Annotated in this window: 13 protein-coding genes; 9 read left to right on the forward strand and 4 right to left on the reverse strand. The window is 65.2% G+C overall.

The genetic code is table 11. The features are described from left to right. Nucleotides 1-395: 395 nt before the first annotated feature. The 5 genes from AKJ09_RS28185 to AKJ09_RS55035 are packed head-to-tail and all read left to right on the forward strand — an operon-like array spanning nt 396 to nt 8,185. Nucleotides 396-2,825 (forward strand): hypothetical protein, encoded by a 2,430-nt coding sequence (locus AKJ09_RS28185; RefSeq protein WP_146650959.1) that lies wholly within the window; start codon nt 396-398, stop codon nt 2,823-2,825. Continuing rightward, entirely contained in the window at nt 2,822-4,087 is a 1,266-nt protein-coding gene (locus AKJ09_RS28190; protein ID WP_146650960.1) for a hypothetical protein, read from the forward strand. Before AKJ09_RS28185 ends, AKJ09_RS28190 begins: the two co-directional genes overlap by 4 nt. 13 nt (nt 4,088-4,100) lie before the next feature. Further along, on the forward strand, nt 4,101-4,475 hold the full coding sequence (locus tag AKJ09_RS28195; RefSeq protein WP_146650961.1) for a hypothetical protein: 375 nt from the start codon (nt 4,101-4,103) through the stop codon (nt 4,473-4,475). After that, nucleotides 4,472-5,599: a hypothetical protein gene (locus tag AKJ09_RS28200; RefSeq protein WP_146650962.1), complete on the forward strand. Its 1,128-nt coding sequence runs from the start codon at nt 4,472-4,474 to the stop codon at nt 5,597-5,599. The genes AKJ09_RS28195 and AKJ09_RS28200 overlap by 4 nt, the downstream gene beginning before the upstream one ends. 30 nt (nt 5,600-5,629) lie before the next feature. Next, nucleotides 5,630-8,185: a peptidoglycan-binding domain-containing protein gene (locus tag AKJ09_RS55035; RefSeq protein ID WP_240488612.1), complete on the forward strand. Its 2,556-nt coding sequence runs from the start codon at nt 5,630-5,632 to the stop codon at nt 8,183-8,185. A 343-nt stretch (nt 8,186-8,528) separates the two neighbouring features. Here the strand turns inward: AKJ09_RS55035 and AKJ09_RS28215 are convergent, their stop codons facing one another. Further along, complete coding sequence (locus tag AKJ09_RS28215) at nt 8,529-8,987, reverse strand: hypothetical protein (RefSeq protein WP_146650963.1); 459 nt, start codon at nt 8,985-8,987, stop codon at nt 8,529-8,531. Nucleotides 8,988-9,107: 120 nt separating this feature from the next. On the opposite strand from AKJ09_RS28215, the gene AKJ09_RS28220 reads away from it, so the two are divergent. Beyond that, nucleotides 9,108-10,058, forward strand: a complete 951-nt coding sequence (locus tag AKJ09_RS28220; protein ID WP_146650964.1) for a LysR family transcriptional regulator — start codon at nt 9,108-9,110, stop codon at nt 10,056-10,058. Nucleotides 10,059-10,179: 121 nt separating this feature from the next. After that, the gene (locus tag AKJ09_RS28225) at nt 10,180-10,935 is read left to right on the forward strand and encodes an SDR family oxidoreductase (RefSeq protein WP_146650965.1); all 756 of its coding nucleotides are present in this window, start codon (nt 10,180-10,182) and stop codon (nt 10,933-10,935) included. 9 nt (nt 10,936-10,944) lie between these two features. On the opposite strand, the gene AKJ09_RS28230 is transcribed toward AKJ09_RS28225, so the two are convergent. Beyond that, complete coding sequence (locus AKJ09_RS28230; protein ID WP_146650966.1) at nt 10,945-11,631, reverse strand: trigger factor; 687 nt, start codon at nt 11,629-11,631, stop codon at nt 10,945-10,947. 387 nt (nt 11,632-12,018) lie between these two features. On the opposite strand from AKJ09_RS28230, the gene AKJ09_RS28235 reads away from it, so the two are divergent. Together AKJ09_RS28235 and AKJ09_RS28240 are read left to right on the forward strand one after the other, a co-directional pair. After that, on the forward strand, nt 12,019-12,822 hold the full coding sequence (locus AKJ09_RS28235) for a PAS domain S-box protein (RefSeq protein ID WP_146650967.1): 804 nt from the start codon (nt 12,019-12,021) through the stop codon (nt 12,820-12,822). Nucleotides 12,823-12,953: 131 nt separating this feature from the next. Continuing rightward, entirely contained in the window at nt 12,954-14,531 is a 1,578-nt protein-coding gene (locus AKJ09_RS28240; RefSeq protein ID WP_420814283.1) for a zinc-binding metallopeptidase family protein, read from the forward strand. 21 nt (nt 14,532-14,552) lie between these two features. On the opposite strand, the gene AKJ09_RS28245 is transcribed toward AKJ09_RS28240, so the two are convergent. Together AKJ09_RS28245 and AKJ09_RS28250 are read right to left on the reverse strand one after the other, a co-directional pair. Continuing rightward, on the reverse strand, nt 14,553-15,968 hold the full coding sequence (locus tag AKJ09_RS28245; protein ID WP_146650969.1) for a sialate O-acetylesterase family protein: 1,416 nt from the start codon (nt 15,966-15,968) through the stop codon (nt 14,553-14,555). An 86-nt stretch (nt 15,969-16,054) separates the two neighbouring features. Next, complete coding sequence (locus AKJ09_RS28250; protein ID WP_146650970.1) at nt 16,055-17,122, reverse strand: fibrinogen-like YCDxxxxGGGW domain-containing protein; 1,068 nt, start codon at nt 17,120-17,122, stop codon at nt 16,055-16,057. Nucleotides 17,123-17,229 lie beyond the last annotated feature (107 nt).

Genomic DNA, 17,229 nt, shown 5'->3' on the forward strand with positions numbered 1-17,229 from the left:
CCTTCGATCGTGAGCACCGCCGGATCGGACTGCGTTTTGCGTACTGAGGACTCTCGATGGCGTGTTCGTCGACGACGAGTGCGTCGTTGCCCGCGACCGTGACGTCGACATCCGGTCGTGACGCTCTGATTTCGCGCGCCGGTCGTTCGTTACGGTTGTCGTGTTCTGCAACGTGTGACGGAAGTTGCGATTACCGAATTGGATTTTCGTCGTTCCAAGTTCGCGGTTCGCAATAGCGATGACGCGACTTGCCGAATGCGGCAACGAAACACATGGACAACCTCGTCGGTAACGAGTGTTGTTGGCGCGGGTGGCTCGCGTTGGTGCGTGAGTCGTTCGGGGGGACCGATGAAAGACGACCGTGGGGCCGGCGCACCCGATCGCGGGGTGGCGTCGTGACGATGATCCAGGACGCGCGCGTGCTCGAGTGGGATGGGCGGCCTTCGCAAGGACCTTTCGCCGAGACAACGGCCGAAGCGGAGAATGGTTCATTCGGAGCGCTCGGATTCCAGCCCTGGAACGAGAGCCTGACGCCGTTCGCCGACGAGGTGCAGCGACCCGTCACCGAATCCGATCGAATGATCGCCGAGGCTGTCGCCGAGCTCCATGACGAATCCTTCGACGAGGCCATTGCCTATCTGGCCGAGGAGACGGAACAGGCTGTCGCCGATCGGTTCGACAACGAGTTGCCCTCCTCCGGTCCCGAGCGCGAGCGCTACGCCGATGCCCACCTCTCGGCGGTCCGCTTCGAGGCCAACCAGTACGTGCAGGGGCTCGAGTCTGCTCTCGAGGGCATGGATGTCGAGGCCCTCTCGAACGACCAACTCGACGAGGTGCTCGAGCGCCTCGATCCTCGGACGTCCGAGCTCACGCCGGCCGGCGAAGAGTTCATCGGTTCGCTCGTTCGCAAGGCGAAGAAGGCCGTCAAGTTCGTGGCCAACACGGCCAAGAACGTCGTCAAGGGCGTGGGCAAGGTGGCGGGCGCGCTCCTCGGACCGGTCCTGCAGCGTCTACGTGGCTTGGTCAATCCGCTTCTTCGTCGCGTTCTGTCGTTCGCGATCGGGCGGCTCCCCGCGGCGCTTCAGCCTGCTGCGCGGACGCTCGCGAGTCGTATTTCTCTCGAAGCCGGCGAGGAGGAGAGTCTCGACGATGAGGCGTCGTCGCCGGCGAATCGCACCGACGTCGAAGCTCTCGCCGAATCGTTCGATCTTGCGCTCGCGGAGGCGATGAGCGGCGACAGGATCGGAGAAATCGAGCACGAATCCTACGACGGTTACGGTTCGAGCGGGGAGGGGTACGACGGCGAGGAAGGGATCGAGAGCCGCGAGCTCGAGGTTCTCGCCGAAGCGCGCGGAGTACTGATCGATCGACTTCGCAACGCGGGCGACGAGGAGGACGTTGCCCCTGCCGTCGAGCAGTTCGTTCCTGCACTGCTCGGAGCGCTGCGCCTCGGCATTCAGCTCGTTGGCCGGCCGAAAGTGGTCGGTTTCCTCGCACGGTACATCGGACAGCTGATTCGTCGATGGGTCGGGCCGAAGCTGTCGCAGCCGCTCTCGAACGCCATCGTCGACACCGGCCTGCGCCTCATCACGCTGGAGAGCGAGGCGGACGAATTGGCTTCGAACGAAGCCGGACCGATTGCGCTCGCGAGTGTCGTGGAGGACACGGTGCGTCGACTCGCCGAGAGCGAGGAGTATGTCTTCGAGAACGAAGACCTCATGCAGCTCGCGACGGCGGAGGCGTTCGGCGAGGCCGTGGCGAGCCACTTCCCTCCGCGTTTCGTGCGGCCAAAACTCCAGCAGGCAACGTCGCTCGGTGGGACGTTCGTCGCGCGCCGACCGCGCAGTGTTCGGACGTATCGCAAATACAGTCGCATTCCGGAAGTCGAAGTGACTGCGCAAATCGCGGACACGCTGCCCACGTTCGGCGGCTCGACCCTCGGAGCGGTGCTGCGCGCTGCAGGGGTAACCTTTCCGATTCGTGCTCGGCTGCACATCTATCAAGCGGCTCCGGGAACGACGTTGCCGCGGATGGTTCGCATGGACCGGACTGCCTCCGGTCGCGGCTACGTCACCACCAACAACGTCCATCCCTTGACCCCGGGAGCGGCAGGCCTGTTGCTACGGGAGCCGCGCCTGGGCGTGGCGGTTCCTGCGAAGTATCTAAGGTCGCGACACCGAATCGCTGTCGGGCAACGCTTCTACGCGTTGGAGCCGATGGGAGCGGCGGGCGCGCTCGCGTTGCCGCCGGGGACGAGCGCTCGCGCGGTCGTGGCGCGCGTTGCTCCGAGCCGTGCCTGGACGAAAATCGATCTCCGCCGCTCGCGCATCACGGTCGGGTTCTATCTGTCCGAGGCCGATGCGCAGAGCATCGTCCCGTTGATCCGACAGGGGCGCGGGGCGCCGGCCTTGCTGCAAACCCTGACCGATCTCTACGCGTCGATGAAGCGTTCCGCGGCCGGTCAGCAGAGTCGGATGCGGATCGCGCGCGAGGACGGCGAGTCTTTCGAAGATCTCGCCCTCACGCCGGGCCGCGTGCTTTCTCAGGAGCTCGTCATCGCACTGCGCCGGCGGCTCCGAGCCTGGGTTCTTCCTGCGTTGGCAACGTGGGCTCGGACCAACGGAGAAGCGTTCGCGCGGGCGGCTGCTCATCCCGATGCCGGCGTCACGATTCGCGTGCGGCTGACGTCGGTACCGGGCCTGGATCTCCTCGGGCAGGGAGCAAGCGCTCTTCGCGGCGGCTCGAATCCGGCGGCGATCTTGAGCGCCCTCCGCGGTACGCCGACGATTTCCATCACCGTCGATCCCGGCCGCCATCGACGATGACCGAGACAACCTCGCTGCATCAGCATCTCGTGGCGGCCGACCTCGAGCGCCAAATCGCGCATTGGCTTGCCGCCGCTCGAACGTTCCGTGACGCCGAGGAGTTCGCCTCGCTCGAAGCTTGGCGCTCGGTCGAGGCGGACATCGGCGCCCCGTTGCGACGGCAGATCAACGCCACCGTCGAGGACCTGATCTCGTTCGGCGACGCGACAGCCAAGCTCGTAGCCACGGCGCGACGCGATCCCTCGGCAATCGCGCAGGCCTCTGCGGCCGTGCAACGGTTTCGCCGTCGCTACGTTCAAGTCGACACCACGCTCGACTTCCTCGGCGATGCCGTGAACTCGCGCACGAGCCCGGTGCTTCGAACGGCGCTCACGACGCTGGATCGGCTGGCGGTCGCGAGCATGACTGCCGTGCTGCAGCGGGCCAGAAAGCCTGTTCCGAAGGTCCTCGTCTACCAGGACAAGGGCACCGGCGCCTCGATCCTTCGTGCAGGGGTTCGGCTCTGGGCGCCCGGAATGGTCATGCCCGTCGCCGCGATCAAGATCGTGCGACACAACCTCTATCGTCCGACGTCGCTCTTTCACGAGACCGGGCATCAGGTCGCGTTCCTCACCGGCTGGGTTCCTTCGGTACGAGAAGCGATCGCGCGCGCCGTCGGGAACGACCCGGAGCTGCGCGCCATGTGGACGCCATGGGCGTCGGAGATCACGGCGGACGTCTTTTCCTTCCTCCACACCGGTTACGCCTCGGTCGCGGCGCTCTACGACGTCGTAGGCGACACCGAGACGATCCTCCGCTGGCCGCTCGGTGATCCTCATCCCATTGGCTGGCTGCGGACGGCACTTGGGTGTGCCTTCGCGAGGTCGTGCTTTGGCGCGAACGGTCCGTGGGATCGCCTCCAACAAGCGATGGAGACGCGCCATCCGACGACGGCGGTCGATCCGAGTCTTCAAGCCCTGCTGACTCGTTCGATGGAGGCCATGCCACGGATTGCCGCCGCCTGCCTCTCGGCACCGGTGCCGGCGCTGCGCGGGAGGCCCATGACCGACGTGCTCGATCCGCTGCGCGTGTCGCCAGCGGCATTGTCCGAGCTGGAGCGCGCAGCAGGACCTGCACTCTGGACCTCGTCGCATTGGCGCATCACCGAAGGAATTCGGATCGTCGCGCTTGCCGGCCTGCGCGAAGCCGAACATCCAGAAGCCGCGACGACGTGGATTGATCGAGCACGTGCGTGGCTGACGACCGAAGCCCGAGCTGCATGAAAGGAACATCGCCATGTCGCCTCCGAACGACCGTCACGATCGTGAACACGAAACGATCGCCGAGCTTAAACGGCGGCTGAACGAACTCGAGGGAGTCATCAGGCGCTTCGATGGGGGCGCCGTCGACGGCAGCGTCGCGTCGACACTCGCAGGACTCTCCGCCCAGCTCGAGCCGCTGCGGGATATGGCACCCCAACGCGCGAAGCTGCTGCCGGCCGCGATCGATCGTTTGGGTGCCCTCCGTAGCTCCTTGGCTCGGCCCGATTGGACAGGTGTCGGGGCGCTCTCCGGGGACGACGGGGTTCCGTTCATCGGAGCGCTCGTCGATCGGGACTCGCGGACGGTTCAAGCCGCTGCGCAGGCGCAGCAAGTGAGCGTGAAGCCATGATCCAGCAGCTCATACAGCGCATGATGGGACTGGCACCGGGCATGTCGAAGGAGGCGGCGGCAACGCAGGTCCTCTCCGCCGACCCATTCGATTTGATGCTCCACATGGAGCAGGTCTGGAACGCGTTCGCACCAACCAGTCAGGGGGCGCGGACCAAGTTGCTAGCGACAGGCGCGTTCAATACCTACGCCCCTGCCCCTAACGGAATTCCGGCGTGGGATCACCTCGGGTACAGCTACGTTCTCGAGAATAGCCGAGCGGTGCAGATCTTTCGTCGCGTCCTCCGCGAATACCGGTCCGGTGAAGGGCTCGGCATTCCGACGATCGAGACGCAGCGATGGCTCGACGCCACCGAAGCGCTTCTCTTCGGAGCGGCGAACCCGATGTCGCCCTGGCTCTCCACGAGCGCGATTCGCCCGGACTCCGAGTCGGTCCGGCGGAATGCCTATTGGCGCTTCTTCGGACTCGATTTGGCATTCGGCACCGAGGACAACCGACCTCCGACGTACGACAAGGCAAATGCGGCCAACATGGGGTTCGTCGGCTTGTTCGAAGAGCTGCTCTTCGAGTTGTGGCAGGCGATTACCAACGTGCGGAACATGTCGGGCGTCAACGCGTCCGACGACGATCGCATCTATCGGATCGCCCAGGAGCTTCAGTTCGTTCTCCGATCTCGCCGGCAGCAGCAGATGCTGGCCCGCGAGGAGCTCGCAGCCGCGACGGTCCTCGGCTGGATTGAGCTGACGCTCAGCGCGGATACCTCCGTCGTCACCGATTTGAAGGCGACGGCGACAAACGCAGCAGATCGCCTTCGACTCATCGGCGAGAGGGTCGGCTTGGCGGCACACAGCCGATCGGCCGCGCTTTTTGCGATGTGCTCCGACCTGTCGCTGCTGCTGCGGACGATCGAAGCCGGCCTCGTGTCGGAGCCGGGGCTCGCGTGGGTGCTGTACCTCACCGTCCCTCCGTCAACGAGTGCTTTGGCGCAGCCACTCGGCAACGAAACTCGACGCCTCATCACCGAATGGGCCGCAGCCACTGGCAAGGATCTCAAGGTGCGCGCCAAGCCCGTCGAGGTGAATCGACGCCAGCTGGCTGCGCTCACGGCGGCTGCTGCGCGTTGAGGATGGCAACGGAAACGAAGAGGTGATGCCATGGCCAGCCCGATGAGAAGCGAGTTCGATGCGCTCGGACTCGAGGTCCCGTTCGCCGAAGCGCTCGAAGACGAATCTCGGTTTTACGCGGGGCCTTCCTCAGGCGAGCTCGAGTCGCCGTTCGCGGAAGATCGAGTGAACGGCGAGGAGCTGGCCTGGCTCGACCTCGAATCGCCAGGCGCCGACGGCGCATGGATGGGCCGACCAGCCTACGAGAGCGAATGGTTCGAGCCGGAAAACTCGGAGGCCGGTTGGAACGAGCTTTCGGCGAGCGAAGAGGAGGGGGCGTTCGAGGTGTATCGCCCGGGGTGGTCCGAACGGAGCCCCTGGGGTGAGTCCGCGGCGACGGAATCGCTGTACGCGCGTGAGAACGAACGGGCCGCCACGGACGTTGCCACGCTCGAAGGTTTGCTCGAGAACGAAGCTGGTCCCGGCACCAGCTTGGCGGATCGGGTGAAAGGCGTTGCCTCGTTCGTGCTCGGGCCGACCCTCGGCCGAGGAGATAGCGGCGCAGGCGTCGCCACCCTCCAGCGCACGCTCGTGACCCTCGGGTACGACCTGGCGGTGGATGGTAGCTTCGGGCCCAACACCGAGAGTGCCGTTCGCACGTTCCAGTCTCGGTCGGGCCTGACGGCAGACGGCGTCGTTGGACCTCAGACGAAGGCCGCCCTCGCGGCGGCCGTCGGCAAGCGATCGGTCCTCCCACCGTCGCCGCCGGGGCCTGCCCCCACGCCGCCGGCTCCTGCCCCGACCCCGGCGGATCGCGAGAGCCTCGACGACTTCATCACCAGGCTTGCCAACGAATGGTCGCGGCGTGCGAACGGCAAGCTCGATGCCGCGATGAAGCGCGAATCGCTTCGACGTGACTACGAGGACACGCTTACCGGTGCGCGGCTCCGTTATGGGCGCCGATTCGTCGAGGATGCGGTCCGTCGCGCGTGGATGATCAGTCGCGAAGAGCAAATGCGATTCGCGACCGAGCGGGCCGCCAACGTCAAGCCGCTCGTCGGATTCGAGCCGCCCTCGTATACGGTGGCGCTGACGAGCGACAAAGGGATCATCGAAAGCGACAAGGCGCCTGTTGCGCCCATCATGGTGCGCTTCGTCGAGGAGCTGCGCCGGCGATATGCCGCGCCCCTCAGCGTATCCAACTATGTCAATCATGGCGGAGGCAAATTCAGGAATCGCGGCTATTCGCTCGATCTCGAGCTGCGAGGTCGCGATGATCGCGGGTTTTATCCACGCCAGAGCGCAATCGATTTTCTGCGTGCAGTGAACGAGGCCGCCGCGGCCCTGCAAGCGCAGTGGCGCATCATCTACAACGACTTCGCCGTCGCGAATGCGATCAATACCGAAACAGGAAGGGCGAACGTCATCTTCGTCGGCGACCCGACGAGGTCGAAGACCCAGCAGGTCACGGGATTGAACTGGCACGGGCCGGCTCCCTTGATCCTGCACTTCCACCTCGATCTGGTTCCCTCCGCAGGATCGCCCGATCGAGAATGGGAAGACGGGACCTCGGGCGAGGCGTTCTACGCGGGTGTCGGAGCCCGCGAGCTATTCTCCCAGCGCGAGGGGCCGACGGGCCTCTTGGCAACGTTCGAACGTTACATCGACAGCGAAACGAGCGGGACGGGGCTCGCCGACCGGTTGAAGGAGGTCGCAACTCTCGTCTTCGGGCCGACGATGCAGCGTGGTAGCAGCGGCGATGCGGTTGCTACGTTGCAGCGCGCGCTGGCGGCGCTCGGGAGTAGCATCGGCGTGGATGGTGCGTTCGGCCCCAACACGGAGCGCGCTGTACGCGAGTTCCAGGCACGTCGCGGCCTGACTGCGGACGGAGTCGTGGGGCCGGCCACGAAGGCCGCGCTTGTCGCGGCGCTCGGAGGACGTCCCGCTCCGGTACCTCCAGCACCATCCCCCACGCCGTCGCGCGATGACGGACAGTGGAAGACCTATACGAACCTGCCGTCGGAGATCGGCGTCAGGACGACGACCCTGTCGACAGCCGAGGTGGCGACTCTCGTCCGCAAACACTGGCCGGAGATCACCGAGCAGGGCGTCCGTACGCTCGTCGCGCAGTGGGCAGCGGAGACCAACTTCGGTAAGTCCTGCTTCTCTTACAACTTCGGTAACGTGAAGTGCGTCGATCCGAAGCAAGGGCACATGTACCTGAAGGGGGTCTGGGAAATCGCCAAGTCCGACGGCGAAGCCGACCGAATGCGAGCGGCGGGCGGAAAAGACGCGGACGATGGATTCAAGAAGTCGAAGGGAGTGTCGCTGAGCACGCGGGTAGTTCTGTTCGAGCCCACGCACCCTGCGAGTCGCTTCCGAGCATTCAGGACGGCCGACGACGGGATGGCCTTCTGGCTCGGATTCAAAAAGCAGATCGCGGCGAAGTACCTCGAGTACTTGCCCGCGCTCAACCGCGGCGACATCCCGGCGGTAGCTCACGTGCTCGCGAAGGCTCGGTACGCGACCACGAGCGAAGCCGCGTATCGTGCGGGGATGATGAGGGCTCGCCAGGTCATCGAAGGTCAGCTCGGGCCGATCGCATGAGGTAGACCGAGGAGCTCGTCGTCGTGCTGGTCTCTTCCGAGTCGCGTTCTCTTCTCGATGCGATCTCCTTCGATGTCCCGCGCGAGTTCGATCGCGAGGAGCGGATTCGGCGGCTCTCGGCCGCGGCGTACGACGCGAGCTACGCGGCTCGATGGGGGTGCCGTCGACCTCATGGAGACGGCTTGGAGCCAGGGAAAATGGACGGCCGGCCACGACGCCATCTCCCGGCAATGGTTGCGAGACGAACATCGCGGCCGATCCGCAGAACTGCGGCGCCTGCAAGAGCACGTATACGAACGCGTGCTTCAACGGAATGTGTCAGTGAGCGAACCTCGCCGCTAGCTCACGCCGGGCGCGTCAGCTTCTCGCGAAGGAGCGACTCCCACTGGGCGCGGTCGAGCGAAGCGTGCATCGTCACCCCGACGAGGGCCGTCGCGCTGCCAGCCACCGCGACCCCCATTTTGACGAGCTTCGAGCCGGTGAGAAACCAGGCGCCCTCGATCTTCGTGCGATGGGAGATGACCCACTTCGTCAGAAGGCTTCGCGCCGCGGACTCGTAGGACTCCATCCGCGACCATTCGTTGAAGACGGCGAGCGGCTTGGGGAACGTGAAAAGATGCTCCGTACGCGCGACCCACTGTTCGGCCATCGCCATGGTCATGTGACCGACGGCGCGCGTCACCAGAACGTGACCGGGGCCCGGCGCGTACATCTCGAGGCTCCCCTTGTCGTTCCGCGCGTCGACGATGCGCGCGTGCATGGCGTTTGCGGGCAACGGTGGCAGGGAATTCGAGACAGCCATCGATGAGACAGTCTATCAGCCTTTCGGGCTTCCCTGGTGGAGCTGCGCGCCTGGACGGATGACGGGCGGCAGAGCTGCGCGTTCGTTTGGTGGGACCGAACAATTGGCTAAGCTGCGCGAATGGATCGGTTCGCGGTGATGAATGCGTTCGTGCGCGTCGTGGAGACGGGAAGCTTCACGAAAGCCGCGGGCGCGCTCGGTGTTTCGCGGGCGACGATCTCGGTCTCCGTCCAGCAGCTCGAAGAGCAGCTCGGCGTTCGTCTCCTCCACCGCACCACGCGCCGCGTGAGTCTCACGAGCGAGGGCCAGCTCTACCACGAGAAGGCCCGCGACGTGCTCGCGAAGCTGGATTCGACGGAGCAGCTGTTTCGTGATGCACAACCGCGCCTCGCAGGCCGTCTCGCCATCGACGCGCCGACGCGCATTGCTCGGCGGGTCATCATCCCCGCGCTCCCCGAGTTCTTGGCCCGTCATCCCGGGCTCGAGATCCATCTCGGCGCGTCGGACCGCACGGTCAACCTCGTCGAGAAGGGCGTGGACGCGGTCGTTCGCGTCGGCCTTCTCCGAGACTCGAGCCACATCGCGCGCCCTCTCGGTGCGGTGGCTCAAGTCAACTGCGCGAGCCCTCGCTACCTGGCCCGGTACGGCCAGCCCGCGGCCGTCGACGATCTCGACGAGCACGTCGTGGTCAATTACGCGCCGAACTTCGCGGGCGTGGGGAGCTGGGATTACGTCGTGAAGGGCGAGGAGCGCTCGCGTCCGATGCGCAGTCTCGTCACGGTGGACAACGCCGAGACGTACATCGCGGCCTGCCTTGCCGGGCTCGGCCTCATCCAGATACCGATCTACGACGTACGGCATCACCTCGACTCGGGAGCGCTCGTCGCCGTCATGCCACGCTACTTACCTCCGGCGCTTCCCATCTCTCTCGTCTACCCCAGCCGAAAGCAGGTGCCGCAGCGGCTCAAGGCGTTCGCCACCTGGGTCACCGAGGTCTTCAAGCGTCACGGCATGCTCGACCTCGAGAGCGGCGCTGGAAGGCCGGAGCGCCGCCGTCGGACCTCTCGCTGATTGTTCATCCAGGCTAACCACTGTGTCGCCCCCAGGCGTGCTTCCGAGCGGTCATGACCGGGGTTAGACGTAGTTGCGCAAGCAACGCGTACCAACCTCGACTTCGCAAGGAGAGCACGGAATGTCGAATCGTTCACTCGAAGGCAAGGTGGCGCTGATCGGCGGTGGCGCGAAGAACCTCGGTGGCCTCATCTCCCGAACGTTCGCCGCGGACGGCGCGAAGATCGTCGTTCACTACAACAGCGAGGCGACGAAGCGAGCCGCAGACGAAACCGTGGCTGCCATCACCAACGCGGGCGGCGAGGCGTTCGCGGTCCAGGGTGACCTCACCAAGGCCGCCAACGTCGCCCGCTTGTTCGAGGAAGGAAAGAAGCGCTTCGGCGGGATCGACATTGCGGTGAACACCGTAGGCAAGGTTCTCCGCAAACCGATCGTGGAGACGACGGAGGCCGAATACGACGAGATGGCGGCCGTGAACGCCAAGGCCGCTTACTTCTTCATCAAGGAAGCGGGCCGCACGCTGAACGAAGGCGGCAAGATCGTGACCATCGTGACGTCGCTGCTTGCAGCCTTCACCGACGGTTACTCGACCTACGCCGGTACCAAGGCGCCCGTGGAGCACTTCACCCGTGCTGCCGCGAAGGAGTTCGCGCCACGACGCATCTCGGTCACGGCTCTGGGCCCCGGACCGATGGACACTCCCTTCTTCTACGGCCAGGAAACGCCCGAGCGCGTTGCCTTCCACAAATCGCAGGCGATGGGAGGCCAGCTGACCAAGATCGAGGACATCGTCCCGATCGTGAAGAGCCTCGTCACCGATGCCTGGTGGATCACCGGTCAAACGATCTTCGCGAACGGGGGATACACCACGCGTTGAGGGCGTGCCTCAACGCGGAAGCTTGGCGAGCCGCGTGGCGTAGGTCGTGCGCAGACGGGCGGCGTCGGGATCGCCTGGCGAGAGCTCGAGGACGACCTCGGCGAGGTGCACGGCGAGCTCCCAACCGTAGGCCTGGGGAAGAATCCGTGCCCCCTCGGTCTCCAGGCCGAGCTTGGTCGCGACGTCTTTGAGCTTGGCGACGAGTGCGTTCTTCAGCGTGGCGGATCCCGAGCGCTCGACGAGCCGACGGATATCGTCGAGTCGCCACGCCTCGTAGAGCGAGAACTCCTGACTCAGCTCTTCGTGCAGTTCGGCATCGGTACGCGCTCGCGGGTTTTGAAAGTGCAGGGTGAATCGAAAGGGCTTGCCCTCTTCGAGCCCTGTCTCGTCGAAGAGCGGCCGAGCGGACCGGCGAGGATCGTAGCCCGCTCGCTCGAGTGCTTTGGGGGTCTGTTCCATCACGAGGGGCGCCAGGATCGACGCGATGACACGACCCTCCAGCATCGGTCGGACGGCGGACATCGGTGCGCTGCCGCGGGGATGTCCGGGCACCTTGAGCTCTCGTCGGATCTCGTCGTACTCACGTTCGAAAGCTGCGTCGACGTCCGCGGCTGAGACGACGACATCGAGCTCGACGTCGTCGTAGAGGGCCGAGGTGTCTCGCGGCTTGGGCGGGGCCCAGTCTGTTTCTCCCACGCGCTCAGCCTACGCGGCCGCCTTCGACCTGCCAATCCGGTGCATGTTCGCGCCCAGGAGCACGTGCCGTATCTTTCGTATTCATGCTTCGTATTTGTGATTCCATCGAATGCGTCATGCACGATCCACGCTGCGCGCATGCGCGTCGTCTGGCGCGGCGACACAACTGCGGTGGGCGCTCGGGGAGGCGTCCAGTCGGTTTGCGACGAGGTTCGTCCGCGCGAGCCAGAGAGAGACGCGCGCCGCGACCAAGGCCGAGCTCGAATCGCGAGAAAGGGGCGGTCGTTTTCAGCGTAAGGGCCTGAGCGTGAACCTTCGGAGCTCGAGCGAAGGTCTGCCGCACGGGCCTGTGGTCTCGTGAAGCGACGCTTATGCTAAGTTTGGGTCGTGCCCCCGTTGCGTGGTCGAAAGCCTCGCGTTCCAACGGCTCCCGGCACGGCTCCCGGCACGGCTCCCGACTACCGGGCGCTGGTCGAGACCGCGGGTGACATTCTCTACATGCTCGACTTGCAGGGGCGTTTCACGTTCCTGAATCCTGCAGCCGAGCGCGTGCTCGGCTACACGCTCGTCGAAACGATCGGCAAACCGTTCACCGACTTTCTGACGCCGGAGGGGGCACGCGCTGCTCTTGCACACTTCCAGCAAGGCTTGTCGGGGACGGACCACACGCCCTTCTTCGAAGTGGAGGCCCACCGCAAGCGCGGGGGGACGGTGAATCTCGAGATCCGCGCAGCAAGTCTGGTTCATGACGGCAAGCTCGTCGGGCGGCAGGGCATCGCGCGTGACATCACCGAGCTCAAGGCATTGCAGGCGAAGGTCGAACAGCGCTCGAAACGCCTCGCGTTGCTCGAGGAGCGCTCGCGCATCGCGATGGACCTCTACACCCGCTTGCTCGAGCTGACGCGTGAAGGCCTCGACGACGACGAGGCTCCCGACCACGCGCTCGAACAGATGCACCAGGCCGTCAGGCGCTTCCGCGCCGAGAAGGTCGGACTGACGGGCGCGGACGTGCGCATTCTCGAGCTGCTGGCGAAGGGCCTTTCGAATCGCGAGATCGCGGCGAAGATTCATCGAAGTCCGAATACGATCAAAGACCAGCTCAAGCGGATCATGCAGAGGCTCGGGGCGAAGCGTCGTACGGACGCGGTGGCGACTGCGCTGAACATGGGCGTCATCGCGCGCGAGCTTTGACGCGGTCGCATCGTCCGCGCGGGACGGGACCGCGAGCGTGAAACAAAGCACCGAATGGGTGTCACAAACACCCGTTCGGGCGATTGCGCACCTACCGCTCGAGGGCGGACCATCGAGGCATGCGAATCGCCGTGCGTCATTTCTCGAAGGCCCTCACGCTCGGATTCGGTGCCCTCGGCCTCGTCGGCCTTTCACTCGCCGCCGCGTGCAGTGACGACGACGTGGGCGCCAACGTGACGCCGGATGCGTCGACGGACACAGGCGTTGGGCCGGGCGAGATGGACGCGGCCGATTCTGCGCTGCCGCCGGTCAGCGGAGTCACCGTGGACGAAACGCAGTTTCTCGGCGCCGACCAGCTCCAGCAATGGCAGGTCGATCTCGACAATCGCGGCTTGCGCGCAACCGGATCGGTCGCTCACGAGGGGTACGTCGACGAGCTGATGGCTCGACTCTCGGCTGCGGGCGTTCCTCAGCTCCATTTCGAGAACGTGCCCCTCACGCGGTGGTCGGTCGATTCGTGGTCGCTCGAAGTCACGAGCGGTGGAAATCCGGGCGCCGTCGAGACGGCCTCGTACATTCCGTACTCCGGGCAGACGCCGACGGAAGGCGAGACGGCGCCGCTCGTTGCGTATTCGGAGGCGGCCGCGACAGGAGGCCAGCTGGCCGGGAAGATCGTGCTCTTCCAGGTGCCCAAGGCGCCGGTCACGCTCGGAGTCTTCCAAGCGCTGTCTCTTCGCACCTACGACCCCGCGCAGACCGTGTCGCCCTCGACGCCGTACGATCGCTCCTACATGGCGATCGGCGCACTGACGGCGTTGCTCGAGAAGCTGCAAGCAGCGGGCGCTGCGGGGGCCATCGGTGTTCTCGATGCGCCTGCGGTCACGGCGCACGGAACGTACTTCCCGTACGACCGCAAGATCCGCCAGGTGCCGTCGCTGTTCGTCGACCGGGTGGTGGGCGCACGCTTGGCGGCGGAGATCGGTTCGCAGGTGAAGTTGACGTTGCCGGCAAAGGTGGAGACCGTCCAGACGCGAAATCTGATCGGCATGATTCCCGGAGCGACTGACGAGCTCACCGTCGTCAACAGTCATACCGACGGAACGAACGGAATCGAAGACAACGGGCCGAATGCGATCGTCGGTATTGCCAAATACCTGAGTCGCGTGCCGAAGGCGGAATTGCCGCGATCGATCATGATTCTCCTCTCGTCGGGGCATTTCGCAGGAGGCGCGGGCGCAGAAGCGTTCCTTGCGGCGCACCGCGACGACGGACTGACCGCGCGCATCGCTTCGATCCTCACCATCGAGCACATGGGGGCGCAGGAGTGGTTGCCCGACGATTCCGGAGTACTGGCTCCGACGGGCAAGCCGGAGCCCTCGGCCATCTTCATGCCCAACGTGACCCCTCTCGTCGATGCTGCCTACGCCGCGCTCGAAAGGGCGGACGCCGCGCCAAGCTTCGTCATGCCGCCTCTCAATCCGAACGCCGATGGCGCCGCCGATACGGCTGCGTGGCCCGGCGAAGGCCAGTACTTCTGGGCCCAAGGACAAATCACGACGGCGAACTACATCACCGGGCCCACGTACTTGCTGAACTGGGGCATCACCACCGCCGACAAGGTCGACTACGCCCGCATGCGGCGAGAGGCGGTCTCGTTCACGCAGATGCTGCTCGATCTGAGTCGGATCCCCGCCAGCTCGCTGAGGTGATGCATGCACATGACCGCGCCCTCAAGGCACGGGCTCGTCGAAATGCACGCACCAGTTGTAGAGCGGGTCGCCGTTTCGTGATGCTGTCGAATCGGAATCACGCAAGTTGCCACGGGGGCCCGTCTTCGGACCACCCGGGGCGCCAGGAATTCCTCGGTAGGCGTAACGGAGCCTCGCGTTCGCGCCGGTCGGGGCCGAAAAGAGGGTGATGGTCACGGTGTCGGCCGACGACACCACGATCTCGTCGATTCCGGGCGTGACATCCGAATCATCGACGTATTCGAAGCCGTAATTGCCTGGATCGGTCACGCGCGTGGTGTCGAGCGCGAGCGGAGGTGATGGCACGTGGAACGTCACTGTGATGACGGCTCCTTTGCGCGTGATCGTCCGCGGACGAATGGGCTCCCAAGGCTTGCCTTCCATCACGACCCGCCGGTACGCTTTCGCGTAATCCTCGCCCATATGGCGATATCCCACGTTGGTGAGGTGGACGCCGTCAGGGGCATACGGCAAGTGATACTTCGGGCCGACGAGAACGATCTTTCCTCCCGAGGCGACGTGCGCCGCGAGCTGCGCGAGTGGGATTGCGCTCGTCGTGGAGAGCGGCGTCCCGAGCTTCGTCCAGCTCGACATTTGCGTCTGGAACATCGGAATCGGTTCCGACTGTCCGGTGAGGGCTTTTACATCTGCTTCGTAGTCGGCCTGCCACTGCGCGAGATCGGCGGCGTAGTTCGCGTTCAGGGCGACGTGGTCGCTCTCACCGTGAACGTTCGTGACCGCACGAACGACGTAGCTCTTGCCGGCGTCCGTGGTGAGAGCCTTTCCGGCGGTGACCTGCGCCATGCCGGTGGCGTACGCGCTGGTGCCCTTCTTGAGGCCGCTGTACGCGATGCCCCCGAGGCCGTGAACGCTGACGAGGAGGTCGTGGCTGGTCTTGCCCGCCGGCTGATCGACCAGCAAGGACTCGCGAGCCATCTTCGTCACGAGGTTCGCCATGCCGCTCGACATCGTCTCGACCGCGATGGTGGTGCCGGTGCACAAATCACCTTCGACCAGCGGAATGAAGCTCGTCAGCCCGGTGGCCTCGGTCATGACGCCGGTGACGAACGAGAGGTTGTCGTAAGGTTGCGTGAGGGTCAGCGGCGGGGTTCCCACGGAGCCGACGGACAGACTCTGGCCCGTTCCGAGCACGTGGTTGATGTCGTAGTGGACGAACGAGGGCGACAACCTGTGATCGTCCTCAGGGGGCGCCGCGCTATCGCCGCCGTCGGTCAATGGTGGAGGCGTCTCGACGTTGGAGGCGTCGGAGCGTTCGCCGTCCGTGGTCGTTGGACCTTCGCCCGACGACGACGATGACGACGCACTGCACGCTGCGCCGATTGCGATACAAGCTCCGAAGGCGACCAGTGCACAAGCGCGCAAGCGAGCCGATGGCATGCCTGAATCGATATACCTCGACAAGTCCACCGGCGCGAGGACGCGACGCAGTTAAGGTGTCCGGGGCTTGGTGCCAGGGGGGAGAGTCAGCGAACGTAGACTTCCATAGGCTCGTTGCCGCCGGTCGCGGTGTTGTTGTACGTCCAGCTCGAGTGGGTGTCGATGAGGTGGAATCCGAAGCCACCCCAATCCCAGTAGACGCCAGGCCACCTCTGCGCGCCGATCGCGGCGTTCGCATCCGCGTTGAAGAGGAGGTGGTTCGCGTCGGCGAGAGGACCGGTCCACAAGCCGACCTGGTCGTTCCCCGTGATGTCGTAGTTCACGACCACGCCCTGGCGGAGGTTCGTGATCGGCGTCGAGTTGGGCGTACTCGTCACCGATTTGGTGGCAGCTTGACCCGTCGAACGCACGTGGATCTGCGAGGAGACCGCAGCGATGGCTTTCACGACGTCGATCGCCAGGTAGCCCTGGCCGCCGCTTGCCAGCGCAGGCACCGAGGAGAGGGCGACCGGCCCCATGCCGTTCGTCGACATGAGCAGCGTCCAACCGCCGACGTGTCCGTGTCCGTCGTCATAGGTCATGTCGCACTGCGCGACGAGTGGGGTGACCGTCCCGTTGCCGTCCGGATCGACGAGGTAGGTGCCGCTGGCCGTGCCGGGGAAGTCCGTGAGCAACGCGTTGCAGCTCGCGCGATTCGCGCAGTCGATGACGACGTCGGTGACGTCTGCCTCGCTGACCGTTCCGGCGGCACTCTTCACTTTGCAGACTTGATGCTGTGGGAAGCTACGAATGGTGACCGCGTAGCTTGAGCCGCTCGGCCGCGGCGTCGCGAATTCGAACGCGGTCGCGCCGGGCGCGATCGTGAGGTCGTCGCTGCCGCTCTGCTGGATCACGAGCCCCGCGTTCGCCGCGTTGAGGATCGTTCCTTTGACCTTGAACGTCCGCGTCGTGGTGTCGGTGGCGTCGGTCTGCGCATCACCGAGCGGCGCGCGAGCATCTCCGGTGCCGGGCGCGAAGTTGGATTGTCCAGCGTCGAAGGTGGTGGGCGGCGAGGAGCTCGAGCTGTCTTCGCATGCCGCAAGGCCGCCGAGGGCCGTGAATGCCGCGAACGGAGACACGAGGGCGACGACGACCGAGGCACGAGTGAGGTTCACGAAGAAGCTCCTGGCTATGCTGGAAGCTAGACCGCTACGACCTTGGCTCCAAGGCTGCATGACGTCAACCGAGTAGCCTTGTCACCCGCGTCATCGCTCGGGGTGAT

Origin of the sequence: Labilithrix luteola, from assembly GCF_001263205.1 — a bacterium.
Taxonomy (GTDB): Bacteria; Myxococcota_A; Polyangia; order Polyangiales; family Polyangiaceae; genus Labilithrix; species Labilithrix luteola.

Coding starts and splice junctions, on each gene's coding strand:
- AKJ09_RS28190 (WP_146650960.1), top strand. CDS start 2,822: ATGACCGAGACAACCTCGCTGCATCAGCATCTCGTGGCGGCCGACCTC.
- AKJ09_RS28195 (WP_146650961.1), top strand. CDS start 4,101: ATGTCGCCTCCGAACGACCGTCACGATCGTGAACACGAAACGATCGCC.
- AKJ09_RS28200 (WP_146650962.1), top strand. CDS start 4,472: ATGATCCAGCAGCTCATACAGCGCATGATGGGACTGGCACCGGGCATG.
- AKJ09_RS55035 (WP_240488612.1), top strand. CDS start 5,630: ATGGCCAGCCCGATGAGAAGCGAGTTCGATGCGCTCGGACTCGAGGTC.
- AKJ09_RS28215 (WP_146650963.1), bottom strand. CDS start 8,987: ATGGCTGTCTCGAATTCCCTGCCACCGTTGCCCGCAAACGCCATGCAC.
- AKJ09_RS28220 (WP_146650964.1), top strand. CDS start 9,108: ATGGATCGGTTCGCGGTGATGAATGCGTTCGTGCGCGTCGTGGAGACG.
- AKJ09_RS28225 (WP_146650965.1), top strand. CDS start 10,180: ATGTCGAATCGTTCACTCGAAGGCAAGGTGGCGCTGATCGGCGGTGGC.
- AKJ09_RS28245 (WP_146650969.1), bottom strand. CDS start 15,968: ATGCCATCGGCTCGCTTGCGCGCTTGTGCACTGGTCGCCTTCGGAGCT.